Raw genomic sequence first — 24,279 nt, 5'->3', positions numbered from 1 at the left:
GTTACGACCTGCGATGCCGCTACTACTTTTGACACATCCCCCTGCGCTGTCGTCAAGTGCCGCTGCGGTTCAGTAGCGGGCGCTGGTCGTGCGCAGCCGCTCGATATCCGGGATGTGGATCGTGCGCCCTTCGACGACGATGAGGCCCGCTTCGGCCAGCTCGTGCAGGATGCGCGAGAAGTGCTCCTGCGTGAGGTTGAGCCGCGAGGCGATCGTCCCCTTGCTGGTCGGCAGGCGGATCGATACGCGTCCGCACAGGCCCGGTTCGCCGCTGCTTTCCTCCTCGCGCAGCAGGTAGCCGACGATGCGTTCGCGGCCGGAGAGCAGCGAGTAGGTCTCGACGTCGGCGATGAGGTGATGCAGGCGCTGCGACAGCCCGGCGATGATGCGGCGGCAGAAGGTGGGGTCGCGGTCCATCTCCTCGAACACCACGCTCTTCGCGATGTGCAGTAGTCGGCTTTCGGTGAGCGCCTGCGCCATCACGAAGTAAGGCTTTTCCATGAACATCACCGCCTCGCCGAAGCTCTGGCCCGGGCGCATGATCTCGATGACCTTCTCCTGGCCTTCGGCCGACGTGAATGCGAGCTTGATCTGGCCGCACAGCACGAGGTGGAAGCCGTGGCAGGGGTCGCCGCGGTGGAAGAGCACATCGCCCTTGTCGACGTGCTGCTCGCGCACGCCGCGGGCGAAGCGTGCGAGTTCCTCGGGGGCAAGTCCCTCGAGGAGGGGCACATGAGCGAGCAGACGGCACACGTGTCCGGTGTCGTGCTCCTTGACGGTGAGCGGGGCCGACGTCTCGCGCTCGGTTGTGGTCACGGGCATGGCATCATCGTGTCAGTTGGGCATAGAACATCGGCAGGCGCGCGGGGAGCTCCTCCGGCTTGCGGATCACCGCGAAACCGGCGGGACCGAAGAGGTGCGGCAGGTAGCCTGCGCCCTCGCGGTCGATCGTGACGCAGAACGGCACGAGCCCTTGTTTGCGCGCCTCGGCGATGGCAACGCGCGTGTCCTCGATGCCGTAGCGGCCTTCGTAGAGGTCCAGGTCGTTGGGCTTGCCGTCCGACAGGATCAGGAGGATGCGGCGCGCGGCCGGTTCGTCGGCCAGCAGGGCGCTCGCGCGACGGATCGCGGCGCCGAGGCGCGTGTAGTAGCCCGGCTTGATGGCGCTGATGCGACCGCGGATGCGGTCATCGAAGCGGTCACCGAAGTCCTTCAGGCGATGGAATCGGACCTGGTTGCGTTTTACCGACGAGAAGCCCGCGATGGCGAAGCGGTCGCCGGTCGCGCCCAGCGCTTCGCCGAAGAGCAGCAGCGCGTCACGGATCACGTCGATGACGCGGGCCTCGCTCGACACCCAGCTGTCGGTGGACAGCGAGAGGTCGGCGAGCACCATGCAGGCGAGGTCGCGTTCGCGCTTCTCCAGCGACAACCAGAGCTGGTCCGACGGGTGGCGGCCGACGGCGCGGTCGGTCTGCGCACGCACGATGGCGTCGACATCGAGCTCGGCGCCGTCGACCTGCGCCTTGATCCAGCGCCGCCCCGGCTGCAGTGCCGCGAATTGCTGGTGCAGGCGCTTCGCGGTGCGCCGCAGGTGCTCGGGCAGGGGGCAGGGCTGGGCGTCGCGTGCGGCGAGTTCGACGAGGCGGACGTGATCTTCCAGCAGGACGCCCTTGCGGTAGTCCCATTCGGGCAGCGGCAGCCCGTCGCCGAGCACGACGTCGTCCTCGGCCGCGGAGGGCAGGTCGAGGTCGAAACGCACCTTGGAGGCGACGCGCTCCTTGTCCTGCGACAGCGACAAATGGTCGAGGTCGCGTGCCGCGTCGGCGGCGTTGGGATCGGGGTCGTCGTCGGCCGGGCGGTTGATGCGCAGGAATTCCGCAATCGCAAGCAGGCTCTCGGCGCGGAACATCAGCAGCAGGCCGTTCTTCTCCTTCGGCATGTCGACCTGCTCGGCGCGATGGGCGCGGCGTTCCGACTCCTCGAAGGCGGGCGGGCCGCCATCGGCGGTCTGTTCCGGGTCGGCGCTGCCGCGGCGGGTCGCGCTGCCGGCCGGGGCGAGTGAGCCGGTGAGCCACAGCAGCACGGGGTGTGCGGGTGGCGTGCCCTGCGGCACGGCGGGGAGCGCGAACACGGTGCCCGGCGCTTCGAGTGCGCGCCGGATCGCGCGTTCGCGCTCGGCCTCCTGCGGGGGCAGTTTCTCGGGCTTTGGGCGCTTGGGTAGATAGGCTTCGACGAGCCGCCGGTAGCGCGGTGCGAGCCCCGGCCAGGCATGCAGCGCGGCACAGGTCGCGAACTGGTTGCGGCGGAAGTCGCGGTCGGCTTCGTCCTCGCCGTCGGCTTCGAGGCCCTCGTGCGCGGCGGCCAGCGCCGCAAGCCACAGGTAGAGGTCGCGGTTCAGCGACTTTTCGGGAAAGGCGTCGATCTCGGGCGGCAGCCGCAGCGTTGACGGATCCATCCGCGCGCGCGCGGCCCGGTCGCCCGCGCCGGCGATGCGCGCGAGAAAGCCGCGCCGTGCGCCATGCTCATCGTTGGTTGCCGCGGCCACGCGCAGGCCCGGATCGCCGCCCAGTGCGCGGAAGAACACGCCCGCCGTGCGTTCGATGTCCTTCAGCCGTACGACCGCATCGGGGTGGTTGCCGATCGCGGCGCGGGTGATCAGACGGTGCCAGATCTTGCCTACGGCTTCTTCCATGTCCTTGTCCTGGCTAGCGTTGCTTGCCGGAGCGGAATCCGGCCTCGTTCTGGCGCGCGGCCTCGTTGGTGACCCAATGCAGCAAAGAGCCCTGCGGATTGTCGCGCTGGCTCTGCTCGCAGGCCTCGACGCACTGCGCGCACTGCGTGCAGGTGAACATCAGGCGCTTGATGTTGCGTGGAGTGAGCCGCATCGGGCACACCGCGTCGCACGCCGATTGGCGGTCCGGCAGGCAGCTCGCGCAGTCGGCGGCGCGCTTGCGCTGGAAGCCGACGACCATCGCGTTGCGGTTGCTCATCCACGCGAGGCTCTGGAACAGCCCGACCGCGCAGGCATAGCGGCAGAAGAGGTGGCGCGCGAAGAGGAACTCGAGCGTCAGCACCGAGGTGCCGGCGGTGAGGAAGATCGTCTGGTTGCGCGTGAGCGCTCCGCCGAAGAGATTGCCGTAGACCTCCGCCGGAGGCAGCAGATAGGTCAGGAACACCACCGCCCACAGAAAGGCGAAGAATACCGCCGCGGGAACGACGACCAGCCACCAGCGGGCATCCGCGCGCCACGGCGTGCCGTCCGCCTTCCATGGCGGCAGGGGTTCCCTGACCCACACGCTGGGCTTGCCCGAGGCCTTCTGCATCAGCTTGTTGATCGTCTCGACGACAGAGAAGTGCGGGCACAGCCAGCCGCAGTACAGGCGCCCCCATTTCCACGCGACCCACAGGAAGGCCGCCGCGCCGACAAGGATGGGGACGAAGAGGCGGAACATCACATTCGCGCCCGCTTCGAGCGCACCGATGCGCCCGGCGAGGAAGTCGTCCAGGCCTAGCCGCCATTCCATGCCGAGCAGCCAGGCATGGCCCGCGTCGAGGTCGTAGCGGAGGATGTCGAACACCGGCGCAAGGACGAACAGCGTGAAGAAGCCGATCTGGAAGGCGATGCGCTTCTTCTGCGTGCGGTTGTGTCCCATCGGTTTTGCGGTCGCGATGGGAATCACGCGCCGTGTGGGTCTGGCGTCGTCCTGCGGCGTTACCGGCAAGGGGGAGGGGAGCGGGGCGTTCATGGACTTACTCGTACAGATCCGGGCCGATGAAGGGGTATTGCCAGCTGCGGCCGAGAATCGCGTGATTCAGTCCGACGACGCCGAAGATCACCAGCGTGGCGTGAAAGGAAACGAAATACAGGATGCCGAGCACCCACGACCACGGGTCGTCTAAGCCGCCCAGCAGGAAGATCCCGACGCTCACGCCAACCAGCATCGCACCGCCGTAGAGGCTCGCAATCACCGTCTGCTGCAGGTGGTTGCGCACCACCAGCGAGGCGTCGTCGCGATGGCGCCGCCACAGCACGAGCAGGACGAGGAAGGCGAGCCCGGGCGCGACCAGCAGGTTCGCGAGGAAAAGCGCCTCCGCGACAACCGCGAGGCGTGGCCCGGGCATCTGTTCCTTGAGGAGTTCGGCTTCCTGGTCCGACATGGTCGCAGGCCGATTGACCCGGGCAAGCGTGTCAGCGCCCGAAGGTGGCCGACACGACCTCCATCAGTGCGTCGGCGACTTCCGGGTCGTCGGTGAGGCTCTCGACGATCGCCGCGCGGCAGGCCGTCACCGGATCCATGCCGTCGCGCACCAGCAGCGCGGCGTACACCAGCAGGCGCGTGCTCGCCGCTTCCTCGAGATCCTGGTCCTTGAGGGTGCGCAAGGCATGCGCGATCGACACCAGGCGTTTCGCCAGGTCGGGGGCGCAGCCGGATTCGCCGATGAGGATCGCCTCCTCGCGCTCCGTGGCGGGGAAATCGAAGCGCAGGCTCACGAAGCGCTGCCGCGTCGAGGGTTTCATGCCCTTCAACAGGTTCTGGTAGCCGGGGTTGTACGACACCACCAGCATGAAGGACGGCGGCGCAGCGAGCAGCTCGCCGGTGCGGTCGATCGGCAGGATGCGGCGGTCGTCGGCGAGCGGGTGCAGCACAACGGTGGTGTCCTTGCGTGCCTCCACGACCTCGTCGAGGTAGCAGATGCCGCCTTCGCGCACCGCGCGCGTCAGCGGGCCGTCGCACCACACCGTCTGGCCGTCGCCGATCAGGTGGCGGCCGACGAGATCCGCCGCCGTGAGGTCGTCATGGCAGGCCACCGTGTACAGCGGCAGGCCGAGGCGCGCGGCCATGTGTGCGACGAAGCGCGTCTTGCCGCAGCCGGTCGGGCCCTTGATGAGCAGCGGCAGGCGGTTCTTCCACGCATGCTCGAAGACGTCGATCTCGTCGCCGGCCGGTTGGTAGAAGGGAACGTCGAGGTGGGGGGTGTCGAGCATCATGCGGCGAGTCCTTTCCAGTAGGCAATGCCGATCAGGGCGCACACGAGCGTCATCCACCCGAGCGCGAGCAGCGGCCACATCAGCGGGGCGCGGCGAAGCGCCATGTAGTCGAGGATGATCAGGGCCCCCTTGCCGAACGCGATCGCGAACAGCAGGCCGACGACGGCGGGGCCGGAACCGCCGTTCTCGCCGACGCTCCAGGTCACGATCGTCGCGGCGATGAGCACGACCCAGATCACTGTGGCGCGCAGCGGCGTGCCGTGATCGGAGTGGTGCAGGGCGCGGGTCGGGGATTCATGGTTTCGCATGGTAGTCACAGCCCTCAACGCATCACATAGACCAGCGGGAACAGGATCAGCCACACCAGATCGACCATGTGCCAGTACGCGGCACCCGTCTCGATCCCGTTCATGTTGCCCGGACCGTAGCGCCCCTTGCGCGCCCCGTTCCACAGCGCCGCGAGGATCACGAGCCCCAGGATCACATGCATGAAGTGGAAGAAGGTCAGAATCAGGTAGAACATGTGGAAGGTGCTCGACGACAGGCTCACGCCAGCCGCGAACTTCGCCACGTACTCGAACAGCTTCACGACCACGAAGCCCGCACCGCAGGCGAATCCGCCGGCGATCCAGGTCGCCGCGCGGCGGCTCTGGCCGGCCTCTGCAGCCTGCACCGCGCGTACGACGAGGTAGCTCGAAGTCAGCAGCAGGATGGTGTTGAGCGCCCCGGCATTGCGGTCCAGCGCCAGCTGCTGCTCATTGAACAGTTCGACGTTGTTGGCGCGGGCGAAGGCGTAGGCGAGGAAGAAGGCGCCGAAGGCGAGCAGTTCGGCGAGGATGAAGAACCAGATCGCCAGGTCGCCGGGCAGGCGCCTGGCGGAACCGTCGGACGCGACGGCCGGGGCGGCAGACGGGCTCACGAGTGTTTGGACGCATGTATTCATGTGTCCCAGTCTAGGGAGAGTGCCAACGCCGAACCTTGATTCTGGTTAACTCACGGATTGGGTGAAAGAAAGAGTGGGGAATATCACCCAGTGCCCGTCCAAAACAAAAAAGGGGCGGCCGAAGCCGCCCCGCAACCGCTTCACGGCCCCGCGGAGGGCCGGAAGCGAGGATCCATCATGCATGGATCAGGGGTTTGCTCTCGCCCTTGACGAAGAAGCTCGCCAGGTAGGTCACGAGGCCCGCGGCGAACACGACGCCCGCCCACAGACGCATCCAGTAGAACAGCGAGACCTGGTCCTGCACCGCCATGAAGGGCATCGGGGTGTCGGACACACGCTGCAGCCAAACTTGCAGGATGCCGGCCGCGGTGAGGAACAGAGTGATGAAGACCATCGAGATCGTCATCAGCCAGAAGCCCCACATCTCGCACACCTGGGCACGCTCGTCGTTGGCGGCACGACCGCGCAGCAGCGGCATCGCGTAGCTGATGATCGTCAGCACCACCAGCACGTAGGCACCGTAGAAGGCCATGTGGCCATGCGCCGCGGTGATCTGCGAACCGTGCGTGTAGTAGTTCACCGGAGCCAGGGTGTGCAGGAAGCCCCACACGCCGGCGCCGAGGAAGGCCATCACGCCGGTGCCCAGTGCCCACAGCACGGCAGCCTTGTTCGGATGCTCGCGGCGGCGACGGTTCACCATGTTGAAGGCGAACACGGTCATCGCGAAGAACGGGATCGGTTCGAGTGCCGAGAACACCGAACCCAGCCACTGCCAGTATTCCGGCGTGCCGATCCAGAAGTAGTGGTGGCCGGTACCGATCAGGCCGGTGACGAGCGCCAGGGTGATGATCACGTACAGCCACTTCTCGATCACTTCACGATCGACGCCGGTCACCTTGATCAGCACGAAGGCCAGGATCGCCGCCATGATCAGTTCCCACACGCCTTCCACCCACAGGTGCACAACCCACCACCAGTAGAACTTGTCCTTGACCAGGTTGCCCGGGTTGTAGAACGAGAACAGGAAGAAGATCGCCAGACCCCACAGGCCCATCAGCAGCACGATGCTGATCACGGTCTTGCGGCCCTTCAGCATCGTCATCGTGATGTTGAACAGGAAGGCCAGCGCCACGATCACGATGCCGATCTTGGTCAGCAGCGGCTGCTCCAGGAACTCCCGTCCCATCGTCGCGAGGATGTTGTTACCGGTCATCTCCGCGAGCGTCGAATAGGGCACCAGCAGGTAGCCGAGGATCGTCGCCGCGCCTGCGACAAGGAAGATCCAGAACATCAGCAACGCGAGCTTCGGGCTATACAGCTCGGTTTCCGCCTCCTCGGGAACGAGGAAGTAGGTGGCGCCCATGAAGCCGAACAGCAGCCACACGATGAGCAGGTTGGTATGCACCATCCGCGCCACGTTGAACGGAATTTCCGGGAAGAGGAAATCGCCCACGACGTACTGCAGACCCATGACAAGGCCGAAGATGATCTGTCCCACAAAGAGGCCGATGGCCGCTATGAAGTACGGCATCGCGACCGATTGCGATGAATATTTCATGGTTATGTATTCCCTTGAAGTTGTCGATCCGATGCGCTCAGCCTTCGATGTTGGGAGGCCATTTCTGGGTGTTGATTTCCGAGGTGTACTTCAGGAAGGCGACGATGTCGTCGAGCTCCTGCTCGGTCAGGTTGAAGTTCGGCATCTGGCGGCGTCCCGGCGTGCCGGTCGGCTGCGACTTGATCCACGCCTTGATGAACTCGGCGCCGCGACGCGGATAGACGTTGCCCAGCTCCGGAGCGAAGTAAGCGCCTTCGCCCAGCAGCGTGTGGCAACCGATGCAGTTGCGTGTTTCCCAGATATGCTTGCCACGCAGGACCGACTCCGTCAGGTTCGCACGGTTGTCGGATTTCGGCAGGCCGCTCATGGTGTCGAAACTCAACGCCACCAGCAGCAGGAAGAAAAACACCGCGCCACCATAAAAGATGTTGCGGGCCATCGCCTTTGTGAAGGTACCGCTCATGGTTTGTCCCTCATTGTTTTGTCATGCGTCCGAGTGATTGAGAAATAACCCGAAGGTTGCAGGCATTCTCGGCAGCGGGAGGGGAGCACTCCATGATTTGAATCAATTTCGGGAATTCGGTCGGTTTATCCTCTCGAAGAATGGAAAACGGGGCCGGGACTGCGGGCGGAGGGTTGTCCTCCCGCGATCCCGGCCCCGCCGGAGCCGTGCAAACCGGATGACGCTCAGTACGTGTAGCCGACCATCATGCCGCCGCCCCAGTCCGGGCTGTTGTCGGAAAAACCCTTTACCCCATACACCTGCAGCTTCCATGCGGGGCTCAGCTTCTGGCTGACGAAGACCGAAGCCTCGCGGATCGGATCGCTGCCCGAACGCAGTTGCGCGCGCCAGTCGTAGGCTGCGCCGACGGTGGTGGCGGGGGCGAGCTTGTAGCCGAACCCGAGGGATGCGTAGAAGGGATTGCGCAGGTCCGAATCGCCCATGTCCTTCCAGCCCGCAGTGCCGAATGCGGTCACGGTGCCGAAGGACTTGGCCGCGTCGAACTGCAGCGCATAATCGGTCTTGTTGTTGCCCAGGCACTTGCTCTCCGCCGTGGGCATCTTCACCTTCGCCACGGCGTCGACCAGCAAACCGTTCGCGCTGCCGTCCAGCAGGTTGTAGCCCGCACTCGCAGTGATGTCGCCGAGTCCGGTCTCGGTGCCGGAGCAGTCGGTGCCGCGGATCGGATCCCCGTCCGGGCTCACCACTGCGTTCGTCACCCGCAGGTACGGGATCGTCATCTTGTAGGTCATGCGGCCGGTCTCGTACTTTGCCGCGATCGGCACGTACCACATCTCGCTGGTGGTATCCGTGCCGTAGTCGCCGGTCGAGTAATCCAGCCCGGTCGTCACGCTCAGTTTGCTGGCCTCGGTGCCCGTTCCGGCGTCGGTGCCGGCGGCCACAGCGCTGCCGGACAGCAGCAGGGCCAGCAGGATGCGCTTGTGCTTCATTGGACTCTCCTCATTGTCGGGGGTCTTGTTCCTGGTGTGCTTTAGTCGTGTTCGGGGCGTTCGATGCGTTCCGGCCGTTCCAGTTTCTCCGGCCGCTCCACGCGCTCGATGCGATCCGGCCGTTCGATACGCTCGATACGCTCGATACGTTCGATGCGCTCGACCCGGCCGCTGCCGTCGAAGCGTTCGATGCGTTCGCGAGTCTCGACACGGTCGCCCGAGGTGCGTGTCTCGATGCGCTCGCGCAACAGCAGATCCCCGCTCGGGCTCACCTCGGTGCGTTCGATCCGCTCGCGTTCGATTTCGCCCGAGGGCGACAGCTCCCGCTCGATGCGCTCGCGCCCCGATTCGTTTTCGGTCTCGATGCGTATCCGCTTCTCGTCGATCTCGACCCGTGCCTTTCGTCCGCCGCGGTCCTTGTCGTCATCGTCCTTGCCGGATTTCTTGCCCGACCGGGCGCCTTCGCCGGCCTCGGCGACCCCGAAACCGTCGCGCACGATTTCGATGCGCGTGGCCTTGATCTTGCGCTCGCCGGTGAAAGTGCCGTGCACCCGGACGCGCGCGTCCTTGTCGGGTGTGCCTGCCGTGCGGTCCGCGAATTCGGTTCCGTCAGCCAGTTCCACCTCGAATCCGCTGATGTCCATGCGCCTGTCGGCGCGATCGAGCACCAGCCCTTCCACGAGCGCGTTGCGCACGCGTCCGGCGAAGGGGATCGTCGGATTCGCGCTCGTGTGCGACACCGCCAGCGCACTTCCCGTCCACGTGCCGCGAACCAGTGATTCGTTTACGCCGTCCCCATCCTCGCCCCGATGGCCGCCCAGCGCCAGGCCGCGCAAGGTGCCGTCGCGGTCGAGCGATCCGATGGCGCTCGCCTCGCGCAGCTGCGGCGCCCGCTCGACGCGCGTGGCAAGCACATCGCCGGACGCATTGCGGAATCCGCTCACCCGCACCATCTCGCCGACGTGTAGGCCCGCGTCGACCTTCGCTCCCTGCACGAGACGCACCGGCTGACCCATCACGCGCAGCGGTGCCCGGGCACTCAGGGTTCCCGTGACGGGACCCTCGTAGGCGTGGACGATCGCGATGGTGCGCGCTTCGAGGCCACGAGTCGAGCTACCGGTCTCCATGGCGACGACTTGCCCGACCGCCAGGCGCGACACGCTTCCGCCGATACCGTTTTCGGTGACCGGGACCGAGTCGTCGTAATGCACCTCCACGCCATTCACGCAAATCGACGCAAAACCCGTGATCGTGCCCACGATACCCGTGCCGCCGGTTCCACCTTCGCGGGCCGGGGCGCCGGTACCGCCGACCCCGCCCTGGGCGAGCGGCGCGCCGGTGCCCCCGATTCCCGATGCAAGCGGTGCTCCGGTGCCGCCGATGCCGGATGCCGCCGGGGCTCCCGTCCCGCCGACGCCGGATGCGGGCGCTCCCGTGCCGCCGATACCGCCTTCGCGCCGCGGCGCGCCCGTACCGCCGATGCCGCCGGGGTCAACGCACACCGGCGCACCAAGGGTCGGGGCAATGCCGCACAGCGCGAGCGCGAGGCCCGCCGCCAGGTGACGCAGCAAATGGACGCGATGGCTCATGCGGGAATCTTCGGCGCGGTCTCTTCGGACGGCACCGTGGCCGAAGTCGCCTCGCTGTAGAAATACAGGCCTATCGTCACGCGCTGTCGCGCATCGGCGCTCGGCGTGTCCTGCGCTTCGAGTTGCGCAGCCAGCGTGTTGAAGGCGAGCAGCGCCTGCATCCCTTCGCTGGAGACGGCGTCCCGCAGGCGCGCGATGCTGGCCGCGGACAAGGCGTCGTAATGGACGCTGCGCTCGAAATACGGTGCCCCCTCGGTCGTCAGGTTATGCACCGCTGCGCAGGCATGGTCATGCACGTTGTGGCCGAAATACGCCGCCTTCTCGTCGAAGCCTTTCTGTGGGACGAAGGCCGCAGTCTCAAGATGGACGTGGTCGTGTTCATCCACTCGCGCGATGCCGAGTCGCAGCCATTCGTCGAGCACCACGCGCGCCCGGATGTCCTTGCTGACGCGGGCGACGAGCGCGTCGAATGAACGCTCTCCGCCGGTGCTCGCGAGTCGCGCCAAGGGTGCGGGGTCGCCCGGTCGGGTGCAGAACGGCGGGGTGGTCTGCCAGGTGCTCACGAGGTGGGCTCCCAGTGATACGGCTGCGGGCAGATCGTCTCCCACATCCGGCGAGTGGCTGCGCAGGCGCTTCACGTCCTTGCGATGCACGCCGGTCAGGAGGCTGATCCTGCTGTCGCTCGGCGCATTGGCGTCCAGGCGGAACTCCTGCTCGGCCACCTCGACGAAGACGCCCTTGAGCATGTCGGAAAAATAAGTAAAGGTCACCCCCTTGCGCACCATCAGTCGCACCAGCGGCCGCATGACGCGCCTGAGCGCTTGCAGCAGCGAGGTCGGCGGAGTGGGGGAATGCATGAGGTCGTTTCTTCCGGGGTCAGGCGTTCATAGTGTAATCGGACGTGGGAAAAATTTCCATGCAATGCGGGGTTCGCTTCCCATCCCCGCCGCGGACTTGGGCCTGACCCCGCATGTGATCGCCCGGCGTGCCCCGACCGTGGTACGAGGAGCACGCGGGCATCCGATGGCGATCCCGATCAGTCGCGTACGCGACGCTCGATGCGCTCGAGCCGCTCGGGCTTCTCGGGGCGCTCCACGCGTTCGAGCCGCTCCAACCGCTCGAGCTTCTCGGGGCGCTCGGCGCGGGCGATGCGCTCCGCGTTGTCGGGCCGTTCGACCGCGGCACGGTGCGAGTCGCTGCGCGTGCGCGCGACTTCGCCCTCGGCGGTGGTCCGGCTGGAACTGCGTTCGCTCAGCACCGTGCCGTCTGCAGCCGTGCGCACCTCGGTGGTCGTCTGGCTCGCGAGGCCGCCGTCGGCGTTGAACGTCATTTCCTTGGTGCGCACGCGGGCCGGTGCGGCACCGGTGGCGCTCAGGGTGCGCGTGCGGGTCACCGTAGTTGTGCCATCGGCGTTGAGGACGGTCTCCACGCTGTGCTGGGGCATGGCGCCCTGCGTGCGGGAAACCGCTGCGCTCGCGGTAGCGTCCGTCGACACGGTGGCGTCGGTGGATTCGACTTCGGCGGCTGTCGTGGTGGTAGCCGTGACCTCCTGTGCGGAGGCGAGGCTGGTATGCAGCCCGAAGGCGAGGGCTGCCGCGGCGTAAAACGAAACGGAAATTCCGGGATGAAGTTTCATCGCTTTCTCCTCAGGTTTGCAGGTGGGAAAAAATCCCACATGTCCGAACTTTAGGGGCCGGTGGCCTTGAAGGTCAAGCGCGTGAAGGGCTGCAGATGTATCGGGATGTGATGCCCGTCGACTGCGAGGACGAAAAAAAGCCCGATCGCGTGAGCGGCCGGGCTTCGCGAGCTTGCTGTCCGCGCGCGGGTCAGGCGGTCGCGAGCGGGATCTTGCCGATCTTCACCTGCCACTCCTTCGGGCCGGTGTTGTGCACGCTGGTGCCGTTGGAGTCGACGGCGACGGTCACCGGCATGTCCTGAACGTCGAACTCGTAGATCGCTTCCATGCCCAGATCGGCGAAGCCGACGACCTTCGCGCTCTTGATCGCCTTGGCGACGAGGTAGGCCGCGCCGCCGACCGCCATCAGGTAGGCCGACTTGTTGTCGCGGATCGCCTCGATCGCCGCCGGGCCGCGCTCGGCCTTGCCGACCATCGAGATCAGTCCGGTCTGCTCGAGCATCATGCGCGTGAACTTGTCCATGCGCGTCGCGGTGGTGGGGCCGGCGGGACCGACGACCTCGTCACGCACCGGGTCGACCGGGCCGACGTAGTAGATCACGCGGTTGGTGAAGTCGACCGGCAGCTTCTCGCCCTTCGCCAGCATGTCCTGGATGCGCTTGTGCGCGGCGTCGCGGCCCGTGAGCATCTTGCCGTTGAGCAGCAGCACCTGGCCCGGCTTCCACGACGCGACTTCTTCCTTCGTCAGCGTGTCCAGGTTCACGCGCGTGGCGACCTTGGTGTCGGCCTGCCAGGTCACGTCCGGCCAGTCCTCCAGCTTCGGCGCTTCCAGCTTCGCCGGGCCCGAGCCGTCGAGCTCGAAATGCACGTGGCGGGTCGCCGCACAGTTCGGGATCATCGCTACCGGCAGGCTCGCCGCGTGCGTCGGGTAGTCCATGATCTTGACGTCGAGCACGGTCGTCAGGCCGCCCAGGCCCTGCGCGCCGATGCCCAGCGCATTGACCTTCTCGTAGAGCTCGAGGCGCAGTTCCTCGACGCGGGTCAGTGCCGCGCCCGAGGCGGCCTTGTCCTTCAGTTCGTGGATGTCGACCGGCGCCATCAGCGATTCCTTCGCCAGCAGCATCGCCTTCTCGGGCGTGCCGCCGATGCCGATACCGAGGATGCCCGGCGGACACCAGCCGGCGCCCATCGTCGGCACGGTCTTCAGCACCCAGTCGACGATCGAGTCGGACGGGTTCAGCGCGTAGAACTTGGTCTTGTTCTCCGAGCCGCCGCCCTTGGCGGCACAGATCACTTCGACGTGGTCGCCCGGGACGATCTCGTAATGCACGACGGCCGGGGTGTTGTCCTTGCTGTTCTGGCGCTTGCCGGCGGGGTCGAGCAGCACCGACGCGCGCAGCTTGTTGTCCGGATTGTTGTACGCGCGGCGCACGCCCTCGTTGACCATGTCCTGGACGCTCATCTTCGCGTCCCACTTCACGTTCATGCCCACCTTGAGGAACACCACGGCGATGCCCGTATCCTGACAGATCGGGCGATGGCCTTCGGCGCTCATGCGCGAGTTCGTCAGGATCTGCGCGATCGCATCCTTCGCGGCGGGGCTCTCCTCACGTTCCCACGCTTCGCCCAGAGCCTTGATGTAGTCGAGCGGGTGGTAGTAGCTGATGTACTGGAAGGCATCCGCGACGGACTGGATCAGGTCTTCTTCGCGAATCACGGTCATGGCGCATCTCCTGGTAAGGCCGGGTCACTCGGTAGGGGCGCAATTCTAGCAGCCCGCAGCCCGTGAAGTCCCACCGGAATGGGCAATGTTCCACGGCGGATGGGTGTAAGTCCTGTGTAAGATACACAGCCTTAAATGCGGACCAGATCGCGAAAGCAGCATCTTCAGCGAACGACTAACAAGACCGGCTCGACCGGTCGGCCCGGCAGGGCGCTTCAATTACTTTGAATAGTTGAGGAGAGGTCAGTATGTCGAACGAACAGCAGCCCCGTCTGTATTACCCGTCGGAAGAGATGGTCAAGAACGCCGCGGTGTCGGGCATGGACGCCTACCGCGCGCTGTGCAAGGAAGCCGAGGACGATTACGAGGGCTACTGGGCGCGTCAGGCCCGCGAATTGGTCGAGTGGAAAAAGCCTTTCACCCAGGTCCTGGACGAGAGCAACGCCCCCTTCTTCAAGTGGTTCGCCGACGGTCAGCTGAACGTCTCCTACAACTGCCTCGACCGCAACGTCAATAACGGGCTCGGCGACAAGGTCGCGCTGATCTTCGAAGCCGACAACGGCGAAGTCACCCGCGTCACCTACAAGGACCTGCTGGCGCGTGTCTGCAAGTTCTCCAACGCGCTGCGCGACATGGGCGTCAAGAAGGGCGACCGCGTCGTCATCTACCTGCCGATGTCGATCGAAGGCGTCGTCGCGATGCAGGCCTGCGCCCGCATCGGCGCGACCCATTCCATCGTCTTCGGCGGCTTCTCCGCCCAGGCGCTGCGCGACCGCATCAACGACGCCGGCGCCGTTGCGCTGATCACCTCCGACGGCCAGTTCCGCGGCGGCAAGGCGCTGCCGCTGAAGCCGATCGCCGACGAAGCGCTCGGCATGGGTGGCTGCGAGTCCATCAAGAACGTCGTCGTCGTCCAGCGCACCGGCGGTGCCTGCACGATGGTCGAGGGCCGCGACAAGTGGTTCCATGAGGTCTGCGCCAGCCAGGCCGAAACCTGCGAGCCGGAATGGGTCGATGCCGAGCATCCGCTGTTCCTGCTCTACACCTCTGGCTCCACGGGCAAACCGAAGGGCGTCCAGCATTCGACCGGCGGCTACCTGCTGCACGCGATCCTGACCATGAAGTACACGTTCGACATCAAGCCGAACGACGTCTTCTGGTGCACCGCGGACATCGGTTGGGTCACCGGTCACACCTACATCACCTACGGCCCGCTCGCCTGCGGCGCAACCGAGATCGTGTTCGAAGGCGTGCCGACCTACCCGGACGCCGGCCGCTTCTGGAAGATGATCCAGGACCACAAGGTCAACATCTTCTACACCGCGCCGACCGCGATCCGCTCGCTGATCAAGGCCGCGGAGAACACCCCGACCGTCCATCCGAAGAACTACAACCTGTCGAGCCTGCGCATCCTCGGCTCGGTGGGCGAGCCGATCAACCCGGCCGCGTGGGAGTGGTACCACGAGAACGTCGGCGGCGGCCGTTGCCCGATCGTCGATACCTTCTGGCAGACCGAAACCGGCGGCCACATGATCACCCCGCTGCCGGGCGCGACGCCGCTGGTGCCGGGCTCCTGCACGCTGCCCTTCCCGGGCATCATCGCCGCCGTGGTGGACGAGACGGGTACCGAAGTGCCGAACGGGCAGGGCGGCATCCTCGTCGTCAAGCGTCCGTGGCCGTCGATGATCCGCACGATCTGGGGCGATCCCGAGCGCTTCAAGAAGTCCTACTACCCGGACGACTTCAAGGGCCAGCTGTATCTGGCCGGCGACGGCGCGATCCGCGACAAGGAAACCGGCTACTTCACGATCACCGGCCGCATCGACGACGTGCTGAACGTCTCGGGCCACCGCATGGGCACGATGGAAATCGAATCGGCGCTCGTGGCACACGAGAAGGTTGCCGAGGCCGCGGTCGTGGGCCGTCCGGACGACCTGACGGGCGAGGCCATCGTCGCCTTCGTCGTGCTCAAGGGGGCGCGTCCGACCGGTGAAGACGCCAAGGCGATGATCAAGGACCTGCAGAACTGGGTCGGCCACGAGATCGGACCCATCGCCAAGCCCAAGGACATCCGTTTCGGCGAGAACCTGCCGAAGACCCGTTCGGGCAAGATCATGCGCCGGCTGCTGCGTCAGCTGGCGAAGGGTGAGGAGATCACCCAGGATACGTCGACCCTCGAGAACCCGGCGATCCTGGACCAGCTCAAGCAAGCCGCGGGCTGACCCTTCATGACGGGAGACCGGTCCGCGAGAGACCGGCCCCGCATAAGAATAATTGAGGCAAGCCGGCGCGAGCCGGCAGTGGGAGGAGGAGAAGGCGCGCGCAAGCGCGCCTTTTTTTTCCTGCCCGGGAGATCGCTTCGCGAGGGCCCGGGCGGGCCCCGGTATACTCCGGGTAGCCATCGTCATCATGAGGGAGACATGATGCGCAGAGGTCTGGCTGGTCAGAGGCTCGTCGCGACGTTCCTGGGCGGAGCGTTGCTGTTCAACTATCCCGTGCTGTCCCTGCTCGACAGGTCCGAACCCTTCTTCGGCATGCCGATGCTGTGGGCCTGCCTGTTCATCGTCTGGGCGCTGCTGATCGCGGTGGTCGCGTGGATTGCCGAACGCGGCGCACGTTGAGGAGGCGGGGATGCTGTCGGGCACCGTCGTAGTCGCCGCATCGTTCGCGTACCTGCTGGTGCTGTTCGCGGTCGCCTGGTACGGCGACCGGCGTGCGGAGCAGGGACGCTCGATCATCGCGAATCCGTGGACCTACGCGATGTCGCTCGCCGTGTACTGCACGGCGTGGACCTATTTCGGCAGTGTCGGGCGTGCGGCATCCGGCGGGGTGTGGTTCCTGCCGATCTACCTCGGGCCGACGCTTGCGATGAGTCTGTCTTGGGTGGTGCTGCTGAAGATGATCCGCATCTCGCGCACCTACCGCATCACGTCGATCGCCGACTTCATCGCCAGCCGCTACGGCAAGAGCCACCTGCTGGGCGGCCTGGTGACCATCATCGCGGTGGTCGGCATGGTGCCCTACATCGCGCTGCAACTGAAGGCGATCTCCAGCGGCTATTCCGTGCTCACGGGCAGCGACAACAGTGGCGTCTTTCCTTTTGCCGCGGCGAGCTGGTTCAATGACGGCACGCTGTATGTCGCGCTGACGCTCGCGCTGTTCACGGTGCTGTTCGGCGCCCGCCACCTCGACGCCGCAGAACGCCACGAAGGCATGGTTGCGGCGATCGCGTTCGAGTCGGTCGTCAAGCTGCTGGCCTTCCTCATCGTCGGCGGCTTCGTCACCTGGAGCGTGTATGAAGGATTCGACGACATCTTCGCGCGCGCCTTTGCGGATCCCGAGCTCGCGGCCCTGCTGAGTCTCAGGACCGCGAGCTCGGCGGGCTACGGCGGCTGGTTCGCGCTGACGCTGCTCGCGATGCTGTCGGTGATCTTCCTGCCGCGCCAGTTCCAGGTGACGGTCGTCGAGAACGTGAACGAGCAGCACCTGCGCCGCGCGACCTGGCTTTTTCCCGGCTACCTGCTGCTGATCAACATCTTCGTGCTGCCGATCGCGCTGGGGGGACTGCTGTATTTCGGCCGGGGCACCGTCGATCCCGACACTTTCGTCCTTTCCCTGCCGCTGGCGCATGGCGAAAGCGCACTCGCGCTGCTGGCCTTCATCGGTGGTCTTTCCGCTGCGACGGGCATGGTCATCGTCGAGACGATCGCCGTGTCGACGATGGTGTGCAACGACCTCGTGATGCCGCTGCTGCTGAGCACGGAGCGCTTCAAGCGCAGCGACCATCCGGACCTCACCGGACTTCTGCTCGGCATTCGTCGCGGCGCGATCGTCGTCGTGCTGCTGCTGGGCTACCTGTATTTCCGCCTCGCCGGCGAGGCCTACGCGCTGGTGAGCATCGGGTTGATCAGCTTCGCCGCGGTCGCGCAGTTCGCGCCGGCGATGCTGGGTGGCATGTACTGGCGCGGTGGCACCCGCGAAGGCGCGCTCGCCGGCCTGCTGGCGGGCTTCGTCGTGTGGGCCTATACCCTGATGCTGCCCTCCGTGGCGAAGTCCGGCTGGCTGGACCGGGCCTTCCTCGACCAGGGACTGTTCGGATTCGATTACCTGCGCCCCGAACAGCTCTTCGGCCTGGCAGGGCTGGACAGCATCAGCCATGCGCTGTTCTGGAGCCTGACCGCGAACATCGCATGCTACGTGCTCGTGTCGCTCGCACGCGTGCCCACGGGGCAGGAGGCGACGCAGGCGACGCTCTTCGTCGACGTCTTCAGCCGCGGACAGGACGCCCCGGCGACCTTCTGGCGCGGCAGCGCGCAGGTTCAGGACCTGCAGCCGCTCGTGGCGCGCTTTCTGGGCGCGGAGCGGGCTCGTCGGATGTTCGAGTCGTACGCGCGCGAACGTGGTGTTGCCAGCATCGCCGAACTGAAACCCGACGCCGGGCTGGTGCAGTTTGCCGAAACCCAGCTGGCCGGCGCCATCGGCAGTGCATCCGCGCGCGTGATGGTGTCGTCCGTGGTGCAGGAGGAGCCGCTCGGGCTGGACGAGGTGATGGATATCCTCGACGAAGCCTCGCAGGTGCGTGCGTATTCGCACGAGCTGGAGGAGAAGTCGCAGGCGCTGGAGGCGGCAACCGCCGAACTGCGGGCCGCCAACGAACGTCTGCAGGAGCTCGACCGGCTCAAGGACGATTTCATGTCCTCGGTGACGCATGAACTGCGCACTCCGCTTACCTCCATCCGCGCGTTTTCGGAGATGCTGCTGGACGATCCCAGGATCGACCTCAAGGACCGCAAACGCTTCCTCGGCATCATCGTCTCCGAGACGGAACGCCTGACGCGGCTGGTGAATCAGGTGCTGGACATGGCGAAGATCGAGTCGGGCCATGCCGAATGGCACAACACCGACATCGACATGCGCGAACTGGTGGCGCATGCCGTGGAGACCACCGAGCAGTTGTTCCGCGACCGCGGGGCCTTGCTCGAGCTGGACCTTCCCGACAGCGCGCCTCGCCTGCGCGCCGATCGCGACCGCTTGCTGCAGGTCCTGTTGAACCTGATTTCCAATGCGGCGAAGTTCGTGCCGACCGATGCCGGCGTGGCGCGTGTGCGGCTGACGTGCGATGTGGGCCAGGTCCGCGTGGATGTGACCGACAACGGACCCGGTATCGCGCCGGAGCAGCTGGGGGTGATCTTCGAGAAGTTCCGCCAGGGCGGCGACGAGCGCTCGCGTCCGCAGGGCACCGGGCTTGGATTGCCGATCAGCCGGCAGATCGTCGAGCACTTCGGCGGCAGGCTGTGGGTGCAGTCAAGACCGGGAGAAGGCGCCACGTTCAGCTTCGTCCTGCCGCTGTCGCCCGAGGCCGGCAACGGCCCGGACCGCGCAATGACTTAGAATACGAGGAAGGAAAGGGGAGAGCATGGCCAAAAAAATACTGATTGCCGACGACGAACAGAACATTGTCATTTCACTCGAGTTCCTCATGAAGCGCGAGGGCTACGAAGTGAGCATCGCCAGTGACGGCGACGAGGCGGCGCGGCGCATCCGCTCCGAGAAGCCCGATCTCGTGCTGCTCGACGTGATGATGCCGAAGAAGAGCGGTTTCGAGGTGTGCCAGGAGGTTAAGTCCAATCCCGAGCTGCAGTCGGTGCGCATCCTGATGCTGACCGCCAAGGGGCGCGACACCGAGGTCGCGAAGGGGCTGGCCCTCGGGGCGGACGCCTACATGACCAAGCCGTTCTCGACCAAGGAACTCGTGGAGCGCGTACGCAGCATGCTTGCGGAGCACTGACGGATGACCGCTCGTGCGCGTTTCATCCTCGCGGTGTGCATCCTCGCGTTGCTGATGACGGGCCCCTTCGTGCTGACGGCCGGGTTGGTGTGGCTGGAAGCGGGCGAGGCCGACCGCGGGCGCCTCATCGACGCGGTCGTGCCGCACCTGCCGCTGGGTACGCTGATGACCATCGCCGGTTTCGCGGTCGGCATGGCGGTCGTGCGCAACCTGTTCCGGCAATATGTCCGGGGGCTCCTGCGCATGGAGGAGCACCTCAAGCTGATGCTCGGCGCGAATCACGAATTCCGCGTCAAGCCCGAGGGGCCGCCCGAGGTGCAGGCGCTCTCGCAGGCCGTGAACGCTTTGGCGCAGCAGCGCGACGAGTTGCTGCAGGATGTCGAGGCGCAGATCTCGCAGGCCAAGCACTCCGTCGAGGAGGAGAAGAACCGCCTCGCGGCCCTCATGTCGGAGCTCACGCAGAGCGTAGTCGTGTGCAACCTCGACGGCCGCATCCTGCTCTACAACCACCGCGCTCGGCAGCAGTTCCGCGCCTTGTCCGACGCGCCGGCAGTCGCTGGCGGTGGCGAGCTGATCGGGCTCGGGCGTTCGATCTATGCGGTGTTCGAGCGCAATCTCGTCAATCACGCGCTGGAAAGCATCCAGCATCGGCTGCGGCGCAGCGCGACCCAGCCGGTCGCGAACTTCGTCACGACCACGCGTGCCGGCCAGCTGCTGCGGGCGCAGATGGCGCCGGTGCTTTCCGTGACGCAGGGGGAGGGTGGCGAGCGGGCCATCACCGGCTTCATCCTCATGCTCGACAACATCACGCGCACCTTCGAGACGGAATCGAAGCGCGACCAGATGCTGCATACGCTCACCGAAGGCAACCGCGCCGCGCTCGCCAACGTGCGCGCCGCGGCCGAGATGCTCGAGTATCCCGATCTGCAGGAAGACCTGCGCGAGCGTTTCCGCACCGTGATCCGCGACGAGGTGCGGGCGATGAGCACGCGGCTCGACGAGACCGCCAACGAATTCGCCGACTCCCTCAAGGCGCGCTGGCCGCTCGAGGAGATGCTCGGGGCCGACCTCATCGCCGCCGTGCAACGCCGCATCGAGAACGTCGTCCGCTTGCCGACGAAACTGGAAGAGGTCGACGAGACGCTGTGGGTCAAGGTCGACAGCTTCTCGCTGCTGCAGGCGCTGACGTACCTGGCGAACCGCCTCTCGGACGAGTTCGAGGTGCGCGAGGTGCGTTTCCGCCTGAGCGCAGCGGGTCGCCTGGTCCACCTCGACCTCATCTGGTCCGGCCAGGCGATGAGCACCGAGACCGTGATGAGCTGGGAACTCGAGCCGATGCGCTTTGGCGACGAGAACAGCCCCCTGACGGTGCGCGACGTCATCGAGCGTCACGACGGCGAGATGTGGCTGGAGCGCGAGAAGGTCCGTCACCGCGCGTTCTTCCGCATCCTGCTGCCGGCGGCCGTGCCGCAGGAGCAGCTCGATGAGGCGACGATCCTGAAGGGCGAAAGCCGGCCCGAATACTACGACTTCGACCTCTTCAACTGGTCCGACAAGTCGCGTGCGCTGGACGACCGCCTGCTCACCGAGCTGACCTACACCGTTTTCGACACCGAGACGACCGGACTCAACCCCTCGCAGGGCGACGAGATCATCCAGATCGGCGCCACCCGCATCGTCAATGGCAAGCTGCTGCGCCAGGAGTCGTTCGAGCAGCTCGTGGATCCGTGCCGTTACCTGTCGCCGGAGTCGGTGCAGATCCACGGCATCACCCAGGACATGCTCAAGAACCAGCCCACCATCGAGGCCGTGCTGCCGGCATTCCATGCGTTCGCCGAGGACACGGTGCTGATCGCGCACAATGCGGCATTCGACATGCGCTTCCTGCAGCTGAAGGAGAAAGCGACCGGCATCCGCTTCGACCAGCCCGTGCTCGACACCTTGCTGCTGTCCGCGGTCATTCACCCGAATCAGGAATCGCACCGCCTCGAGGCGATCGCCGAACGGCTCAACCTGCCCATCCTCGGGCGGCACACGGCCCTGGGCGATGCGATCGTCACCGCGGAGGTCTTCCTGAAGATGATTCCGCTGCTCGCGGCAATGGGCATCCGCACCCTGCGCCAGGCGCGCGAAGCCGCGGAGAAGTCGTACTACGCGAGGGTGAAGTATTGAAGGCCGAACCCTCGCGGCGTGAATCCTCGGGATCTGCGTTGCGCCGCCCGAACGGACGACTGCCCGCATGACCGGACCGTCGCCCTTCGCGCGCCGCCTGCGCCGGTACTACCTTTGGTATACGCTCAGTTTCATCGGCTTCGTCGGGGTGCTGGCGATCGGCGAGCAGATGGGCATGTCGCCGGGCGTGATCGGGCATGTCTTCCTGTTCGCGACCATCGCGATCTACGCCGGCATCGGCGTGATGAGCCGCACTGCCGACGTGTCCGAGTACTACGTCGCGGGGCGCCGCGTGCCTGCCATGTTCAACGGCATGGCGACAGCAGCCGACTGGATGAGCGCGGCCTCGTACATCGGCCTCGCCGGCACGCTGTACTTCTCCGGCTTCGAGGGGCTTGCCTTCGTCACCGGGTGGACGGGCGGCTTCGTGCTCGTTGCGCTCCTGCTCGCCCCCTACCTGCGCAAGTTCGGTCAATACACGATTCCGGACTTCCTCGGGGCGCGCTACCAGGGCAACGCCGCGCGCGTCGTGGGCCTGGTCGCCGCCGTCATCGCCAGCTTCGTCTATCTGGTTGCGCAGATCTACGGGGTCGGCCTGATCACCAGTCGCTTCGTCAGCGTCGAGTTCGAGATCGGACTCTTCGTCGGCCTCGCAGGCATCCTCGTGTGCTCCTTCCTCGGCGGCATGCGGGCTGTGACCTGGACGCAGGTCGCCCAGTACGTGATCCTGATCGTCGCCTACCTCGTGCCGGTCACGATCCTTTCCTACAAGGTCACCGGCATACCGGTCGCGCCGGCCATGTACGGCACGGTGCTCGGCAATCTCTCCGAGAAGGAAAGCGAGCTGCTCACCGACGACGCAGAGGTGGCGGTGCGCAAGCAGTTCAAGCAGCGTGCCAGTGATTACGTTGCCAAGATCGAGCATCTGCCCGATTCGCTCGACGCGGAGCGGCGCGAGCTCATCGAGCGCCTCAACGCATTGCGCCTGAACAACGCCCCGGCGCGCGACATCGCACACATGGAGCGTGCGCTGCGCGATCTTCCGCGCACGCCCGAGCAGGCTCGCCAACTCTGGGAGCGGGCGCGGGTCGACGCGATCGAGCGGTCGCGCCCCCCGCCGCGGCACGCCCAGGCCCACCCTGGCGATACGCCGGAGCGGCGCGAGGCCGCACGCAACAACTTCCTCGCGCTGGTCTTCGTGCTGATGGTCGGGACCGCCGCGCTGCCTCACGTGCTCATGCGCTACTACACCACGCCCGGCGTGGTCGAGGCGCGCAAATCGGTTTTCTGGGCGCTGTTCTTCATCTTCCTCCTGTACGTCACGGCGCCGGCCTACGCGGTGTTCGCGAAGTGGGAGGTGTACAACAACCTCATCGGCACCAGCATTGCGATGCTGCCGAACTGGCTCGTCTCATGGGGCAAGGTGGGCATGGTGAACATCGAGGACATCAACGGCGACGGTATCCTCCAGTTGGCCGAACTCAGCCTCAACACCGACGTGATCCTGCTCGCGACGCCCGAGATCGCCGGCTTGCCCTACGTCATCTCGGGTCTCGTCGCCGCGGGCGGCCTGGCTGCCGCACTGTCAACCGCCGACGGCCTCCTCCTTACCATCTCCAATGCGCTGTCGCACGACCTCTACTACAAGGTCATCAACCCGGGTGCCAGCACGCAGCGCCGGCTGGTCATCGCCAAGTCGCAATTGCTGGTGGTCGCCGTGGTGGCCGCGTGGGTCGCCTCCTTGCGCCCGGACAACATCCTGTTCATGGTCGGGCTGGCCTTTTCGATTGCCGCGGCGGCCTTCTTCCCCGCGCTCGTGCTGGGCATCTTCTGGAAGCGCGCGAACCGGCCCGGCGCCGTTGCAGGCATGCTCGCGGGGCCGGCCGTAACCATCTACTACTTCGTCCGCACGCATGCCTTCTTCGGCGGCTCGATGGAGAACGCGTGGTTCGACATCAGCCCGATTTCGAGCGGCGTGTTCGGCGTGCCGCTGGGTTTCCTCACGATCGTCCTCGTCAGCCTGCTCACTCCGCCTCCGCCGGCAGAGGTGCGGGCGCTGGTCGATTACGTACGCTACCCGCGGCTGCCTGCAGATGATCCGGGCATCTTCACGGAGTCGAAGTAAGACCCGCGCGCTGCGCCTGCCCGGGGGAGTAGGGGAGATTTGCGGCGGAAGGGAAATGATGGCGAAAGTGGGGTTTCTTATCGCGGGCGTTCTGCTACAATGCGCGCCTTCCACGGAGAGATGGATGAGTGGTTTAAGTCGCACGCCTGGAAAGCGTGTTCAGGGTAATACCCTGACGCGGGTTCGAATCCCGCTCTCTCCGCCAGTAACACCACCTAGGCCGTAAGTGGCGTAGGTTCTAGCGAAACCGGGAACTCCGGTTTCGCCTCGGGTGTTACAACCTGGCGTACAGGTGACGCTCGC

20 protein-coding genes and 1 tRNA gene are annotated in these 24,279 nt (G+C 66.0%); 7 read left to right on the top strand and 14 right to left on the bottom strand.

Annotated elements, in window-relative coordinates:
• Positions 1-69 precede the first annotated feature (69 nt).
• The 14 genes from GO615_RS04195 to GO615_RS04130 form a co-directional block, all read right to left on the bottom strand.
• Positions 70-822 carry a Crp/Fnr family transcriptional regulator gene (locus GO615_RS04195; RefSeq protein ID WP_169125793.1) on the bottom strand — a complete coding sequence of 251 codons (753 nt, stop codon included), beginning with the start codon at positions 820-822 and terminating at the stop codon, positions 70-72.
• Positions 823-826: 4 nt separating this feature from the next.
• Positions 827-2,692, bottom strand: a complete 1,866-nt coding sequence (locus GO615_RS04190) for a nitric oxide reductase activation protein NorD (protein WP_169125792.1) — start codon at positions 2,690-2,692, stop codon at positions 827-829.
• 13 nt (positions 2,693-2,705) lie between these two features.
• Positions 2,706-3,746: a 4Fe-4S binding protein gene (locus GO615_RS04185; protein WP_169125791.1), complete on the bottom strand. Its 1,041-nt coding sequence runs from the start codon at positions 3,744-3,746 to the stop codon at positions 2,706-2,708.
• Between the two features lie 4 nt (positions 3,747-3,750).
• A complete protein-coding gene (locus tag GO615_RS04180; protein ID WP_169125790.1) occupies positions 3,751-4,158 on the bottom strand; it encodes a magnetosome magnetite crystal formation protein family in 408 nt (135 codons plus the stop codon).
• 31 nt (positions 4,159-4,189) lie between these two features.
• The gene (locus GO615_RS04175) at positions 4,190-4,990 is read right to left on the bottom strand and encodes a CbbQ/NirQ/NorQ/GpvN family protein (RefSeq protein WP_169125789.1); all 801 of its coding nucleotides are present in this window, start codon (positions 4,988-4,990) and stop codon (positions 4,190-4,192) included.
• Positions 4,987-5,298 (bottom strand): cytochrome C oxidase subunit IV family protein, encoded by a 312-nt coding sequence (locus GO615_RS04170; RefSeq protein ID WP_169125788.1) that lies wholly within the window; start codon positions 5,296-5,298, stop codon positions 4,987-4,989. The genes GO615_RS04175 and GO615_RS04170 overlap by 4 nt, the downstream gene beginning before the upstream one ends.
• A 14-nt stretch (positions 5,299-5,312) precedes the next feature.
• Positions 5,313-5,933 carry a cytochrome c oxidase subunit 3 family protein gene (locus GO615_RS04165; RefSeq protein WP_211166944.1) on the bottom strand — a complete coding sequence of 207 codons (621 nt, stop codon included), beginning with the start codon at positions 5,931-5,933 and terminating at the stop codon, positions 5,313-5,315.
• Between the two features lie 175 nt (positions 5,934-6,108).
• Positions 6,109-7,491: a cbb3-type cytochrome c oxidase subunit I gene (locus GO615_RS04160; RefSeq protein ID WP_169125787.1), complete on the bottom strand. Its 1,383-nt coding sequence runs from the start codon at positions 7,489-7,491 to the stop codon at positions 6,109-6,111.
• A 37-nt stretch (positions 7,492-7,528) separates the two neighbouring features.
• Complete coding sequence (locus tag GO615_RS04155; protein ID WP_169125786.1) at positions 7,529-7,954, bottom strand: c-type cytochrome; 426 nt, start codon at positions 7,952-7,954, stop codon at positions 7,529-7,531.
• Between the two features lie 224 nt (positions 7,955-8,178).
• Positions 8,179-8,943, bottom strand: coding sequence for a hypothetical protein (locus tag GO615_RS04150; RefSeq protein WP_169125785.1), 765 nt, complete (start codon positions 8,941-8,943; stop codon positions 8,179-8,181).
• Between the two features lie 41 nt (positions 8,944-8,984).
• On the bottom strand, positions 8,985-10,532 hold the full coding sequence (locus GO615_RS29170) for a DUF5666 domain-containing protein (RefSeq protein ID WP_169125784.1): 1,548 nt from the start codon (positions 10,530-10,532) through the stop codon (positions 8,985-8,987).
• Positions 10,529-11,389 (bottom strand): DUF6502 family protein, encoded by an 861-nt coding sequence (locus tag GO615_RS04140; protein ID WP_169125783.1) that lies wholly within the window; start codon positions 11,387-11,389, stop codon positions 10,529-10,531. Before GO615_RS04140 ends, GO615_RS29170 begins: the two co-directional genes overlap by 4 nt.
• A 179-nt stretch (positions 11,390-11,568) precedes the next feature.
• A complete protein-coding gene (locus GO615_RS04135; protein ID WP_169125748.1) occupies positions 11,569-12,168 on the bottom strand; it encodes a hypothetical protein in 600 nt (199 codons plus the stop codon).
• Between the two features lie 190 nt (positions 12,169-12,358).
• The gene (locus GO615_RS04130; protein ID WP_169125782.1) at positions 12,359-13,891 is read right to left on the bottom strand and encodes a fumarate hydratase; all 1,533 of its coding nucleotides are present in this window, start codon (positions 13,889-13,891) and stop codon (positions 12,359-12,361) included.
• Between the two features lie 248 nt (positions 13,892-14,139).
• On the opposite strand from GO615_RS04130, the gene acs reads away from it, so the two are divergent.
• From acs to GO615_RS04095, 7 genes are all read left to right on the top strand, one after another.
• Positions 14,140-16,113, top strand: a complete 1,974-nt coding sequence (acs, locus tag GO615_RS04125) for an acetate--CoA ligase (RefSeq protein ID WP_169125781.1) — start codon at positions 14,140-14,142, stop codon at positions 16,111-16,113.
• 201 nt (positions 16,114-16,314) lie between these two features.
• Positions 16,315-16,512 (top strand): hypothetical protein, encoded by a 198-nt coding sequence (locus GO615_RS04120; RefSeq protein WP_211166953.1) that lies wholly within the window; start codon positions 16,315-16,317, stop codon positions 16,510-16,512.
• Between the two features lie 10 nt (positions 16,513-16,522).
• On the top strand, positions 16,523-19,282 hold the full coding sequence (locus GO615_RS04115; protein ID WP_169125779.1) for a sensor histidine kinase: 2,760 nt from the start codon (positions 16,523-16,525) through the stop codon (positions 19,280-19,282).
• A 25-nt stretch (positions 19,283-19,307) separates the two neighbouring features.
• Positions 19,308-19,679 (top strand): response regulator transcription factor, encoded by a 372-nt coding sequence (locus GO615_RS04110; protein ID WP_169125778.1) that lies wholly within the window; start codon positions 19,308-19,310, stop codon positions 19,677-19,679.
• A 3-nt stretch (positions 19,680-19,682) separates the two neighbouring features.
• A complete protein-coding gene (locus tag GO615_RS04105) occupies positions 19,683-21,851 on the top strand; it encodes a 3'-5' exonuclease (protein ID WP_169125777.1) in 2,169 nt (722 codons plus the stop codon).
• 67 nt (positions 21,852-21,918) lie between these two features.
• Positions 21,919-23,976: a sodium:solute symporter family protein gene (locus GO615_RS04100; protein ID WP_169125776.1), complete on the top strand. Its 2,058-nt coding sequence runs from the start codon at positions 21,919-21,921 to the stop codon at positions 23,974-23,976.
• 114 nt (positions 23,977-24,090) lie between these two features.
• Positions 24,091-24,181: transfer RNA gene (locus GO615_RS04095), tRNA-Ser, on the top strand.
• The last annotated feature ends 98 nt before the right edge of the window (positions 24,182-24,279 follow it).

Origin of the sequence: Aromatoleum evansii (assembly GCF_012910805.1) — a bacterium.
Classification (GTDB): Bacteria; Pseudomonadota; Gammaproteobacteria; order Burkholderiales; family Rhodocyclaceae; genus Aromatoleum; species Aromatoleum evansii.
This window is presented reverse-complemented; position numbering and strand designations above follow the sequence as displayed.

What these genes read in the sequence shown, in the direction of transcription:
- GO615_RS04195 (WP_169125793.1), bottom strand. Translation starts at nt 822, where the DNA reads ATGCCCGTGACCACAACCGAGCGCGAGACGTCGGCCCCGCTCACCGTC.
- GO615_RS04190 (WP_169125792.1), bottom strand. Translation starts at nt 2,692, where the DNA reads ATGGAAGAAGCCGTAGGCAAGATCTGGCACCGTCTGATCACCCGCGCC.
- GO615_RS04185 (WP_169125791.1), bottom strand. Translation starts at nt 3,746, where the DNA reads ATGAACGCCCCGCTCCCCTCCCCCTTGCCGGTAACGCCGCAGGACGAC.
- GO615_RS04180 (WP_169125790.1), bottom strand. Translation starts at nt 4,158, where the DNA reads ATGTCGGACCAGGAAGCCGAACTCCTCAAGGAACAGATGCCCGGGCCA.
- GO615_RS04175 (WP_169125789.1), bottom strand. Translation starts at nt 4,990, where the DNA reads ATGATGCTCGACACCCCCCACCTCGACGTTCCCTTCTACCAACCGGCC.
- GO615_RS04170 (WP_169125788.1), bottom strand. Translation starts at nt 5,298, where the DNA reads ATGCGAAACCATGAATCCCCGACCCGCGCCCTGCACCACTCCGATCAC.
- GO615_RS04165 (WP_211166944.1), bottom strand. Translation starts at nt 5,933, where the DNA reads ATGAATACATGCGTCCAAACACTCGTGAGCCCGTCTGCCGCCCCGGCC.
- GO615_RS04160 (WP_169125787.1), bottom strand. Translation starts at nt 7,491, where the DNA reads ATGAAATATTCATCGCAATCGGTCGCGATGCCGTACTTCATAGCGGCC.
- GO615_RS04155 (WP_169125786.1), bottom strand. Translation starts at nt 7,954, where the DNA reads ATGAGCGGTACCTTCACAAAGGCGATGGCCCGCAACATCTTTTATGGT.
- GO615_RS04150 (WP_169125785.1), bottom strand. Translation starts at nt 8,943, where the DNA reads ATGAAGCACAAGCGCATCCTGCTGGCCCTGCTGCTGTCCGGCAGCGCT.
- GO615_RS29170 (WP_169125784.1), bottom strand. Translation starts at nt 10,532, where the DNA reads ATGAGCCATCGCGTCCATTTGCTGCGTCACCTGGCGGCGGGCCTCGCG.
- GO615_RS04140 (WP_169125783.1), bottom strand. Translation starts at nt 11,389, where the DNA reads ATGCATTCCCCCACTCCGCCGACCTCGCTGCTGCAAGCGCTCAGGCGC.
- GO615_RS04135 (WP_169125748.1), bottom strand. Translation starts at nt 12,168, where the DNA reads ATGAAACTTCATCCCGGAATTTCCGTTTCGTTTTACGCCGCGGCAGCC.
- GO615_RS04130 (WP_169125782.1), bottom strand. Translation starts at nt 13,891, where the DNA reads ATGACCGTGATTCGCGAAGAAGACCTGATCCAGTCCGTCGCGGATGCC.
- acs (WP_169125781.1), top strand. Translation starts at nt 14,140, where the DNA reads ATGTCGAACGAACAGCAGCCCCGTCTGTATTACCCGTCGGAAGAGATG.
- GO615_RS04120 (WP_211166953.1), top strand. Translation starts at nt 16,315, where the DNA reads ATGCGCAGAGGTCTGGCTGGTCAGAGGCTCGTCGCGACGTTCCTGGGC.
- GO615_RS04115 (WP_169125779.1), top strand. Translation starts at nt 16,523, where the DNA reads ATGCTGTCGGGCACCGTCGTAGTCGCCGCATCGTTCGCGTACCTGCTG.
- GO615_RS04110 (WP_169125778.1), top strand. Translation starts at nt 19,308, where the DNA reads ATGGCCAAAAAAATACTGATTGCCGACGACGAACAGAACATTGTCATT.
- GO615_RS04105 (WP_169125777.1), top strand. Translation starts at nt 19,683, where the DNA reads ATGACCGCTCGTGCGCGTTTCATCCTCGCGGTGTGCATCCTCGCGTTG.
- GO615_RS04100 (WP_169125776.1), top strand. Translation starts at nt 21,919, where the DNA reads ATGACCGGACCGTCGCCCTTCGCGCGCCGCCTGCGCCGGTACTACCTT.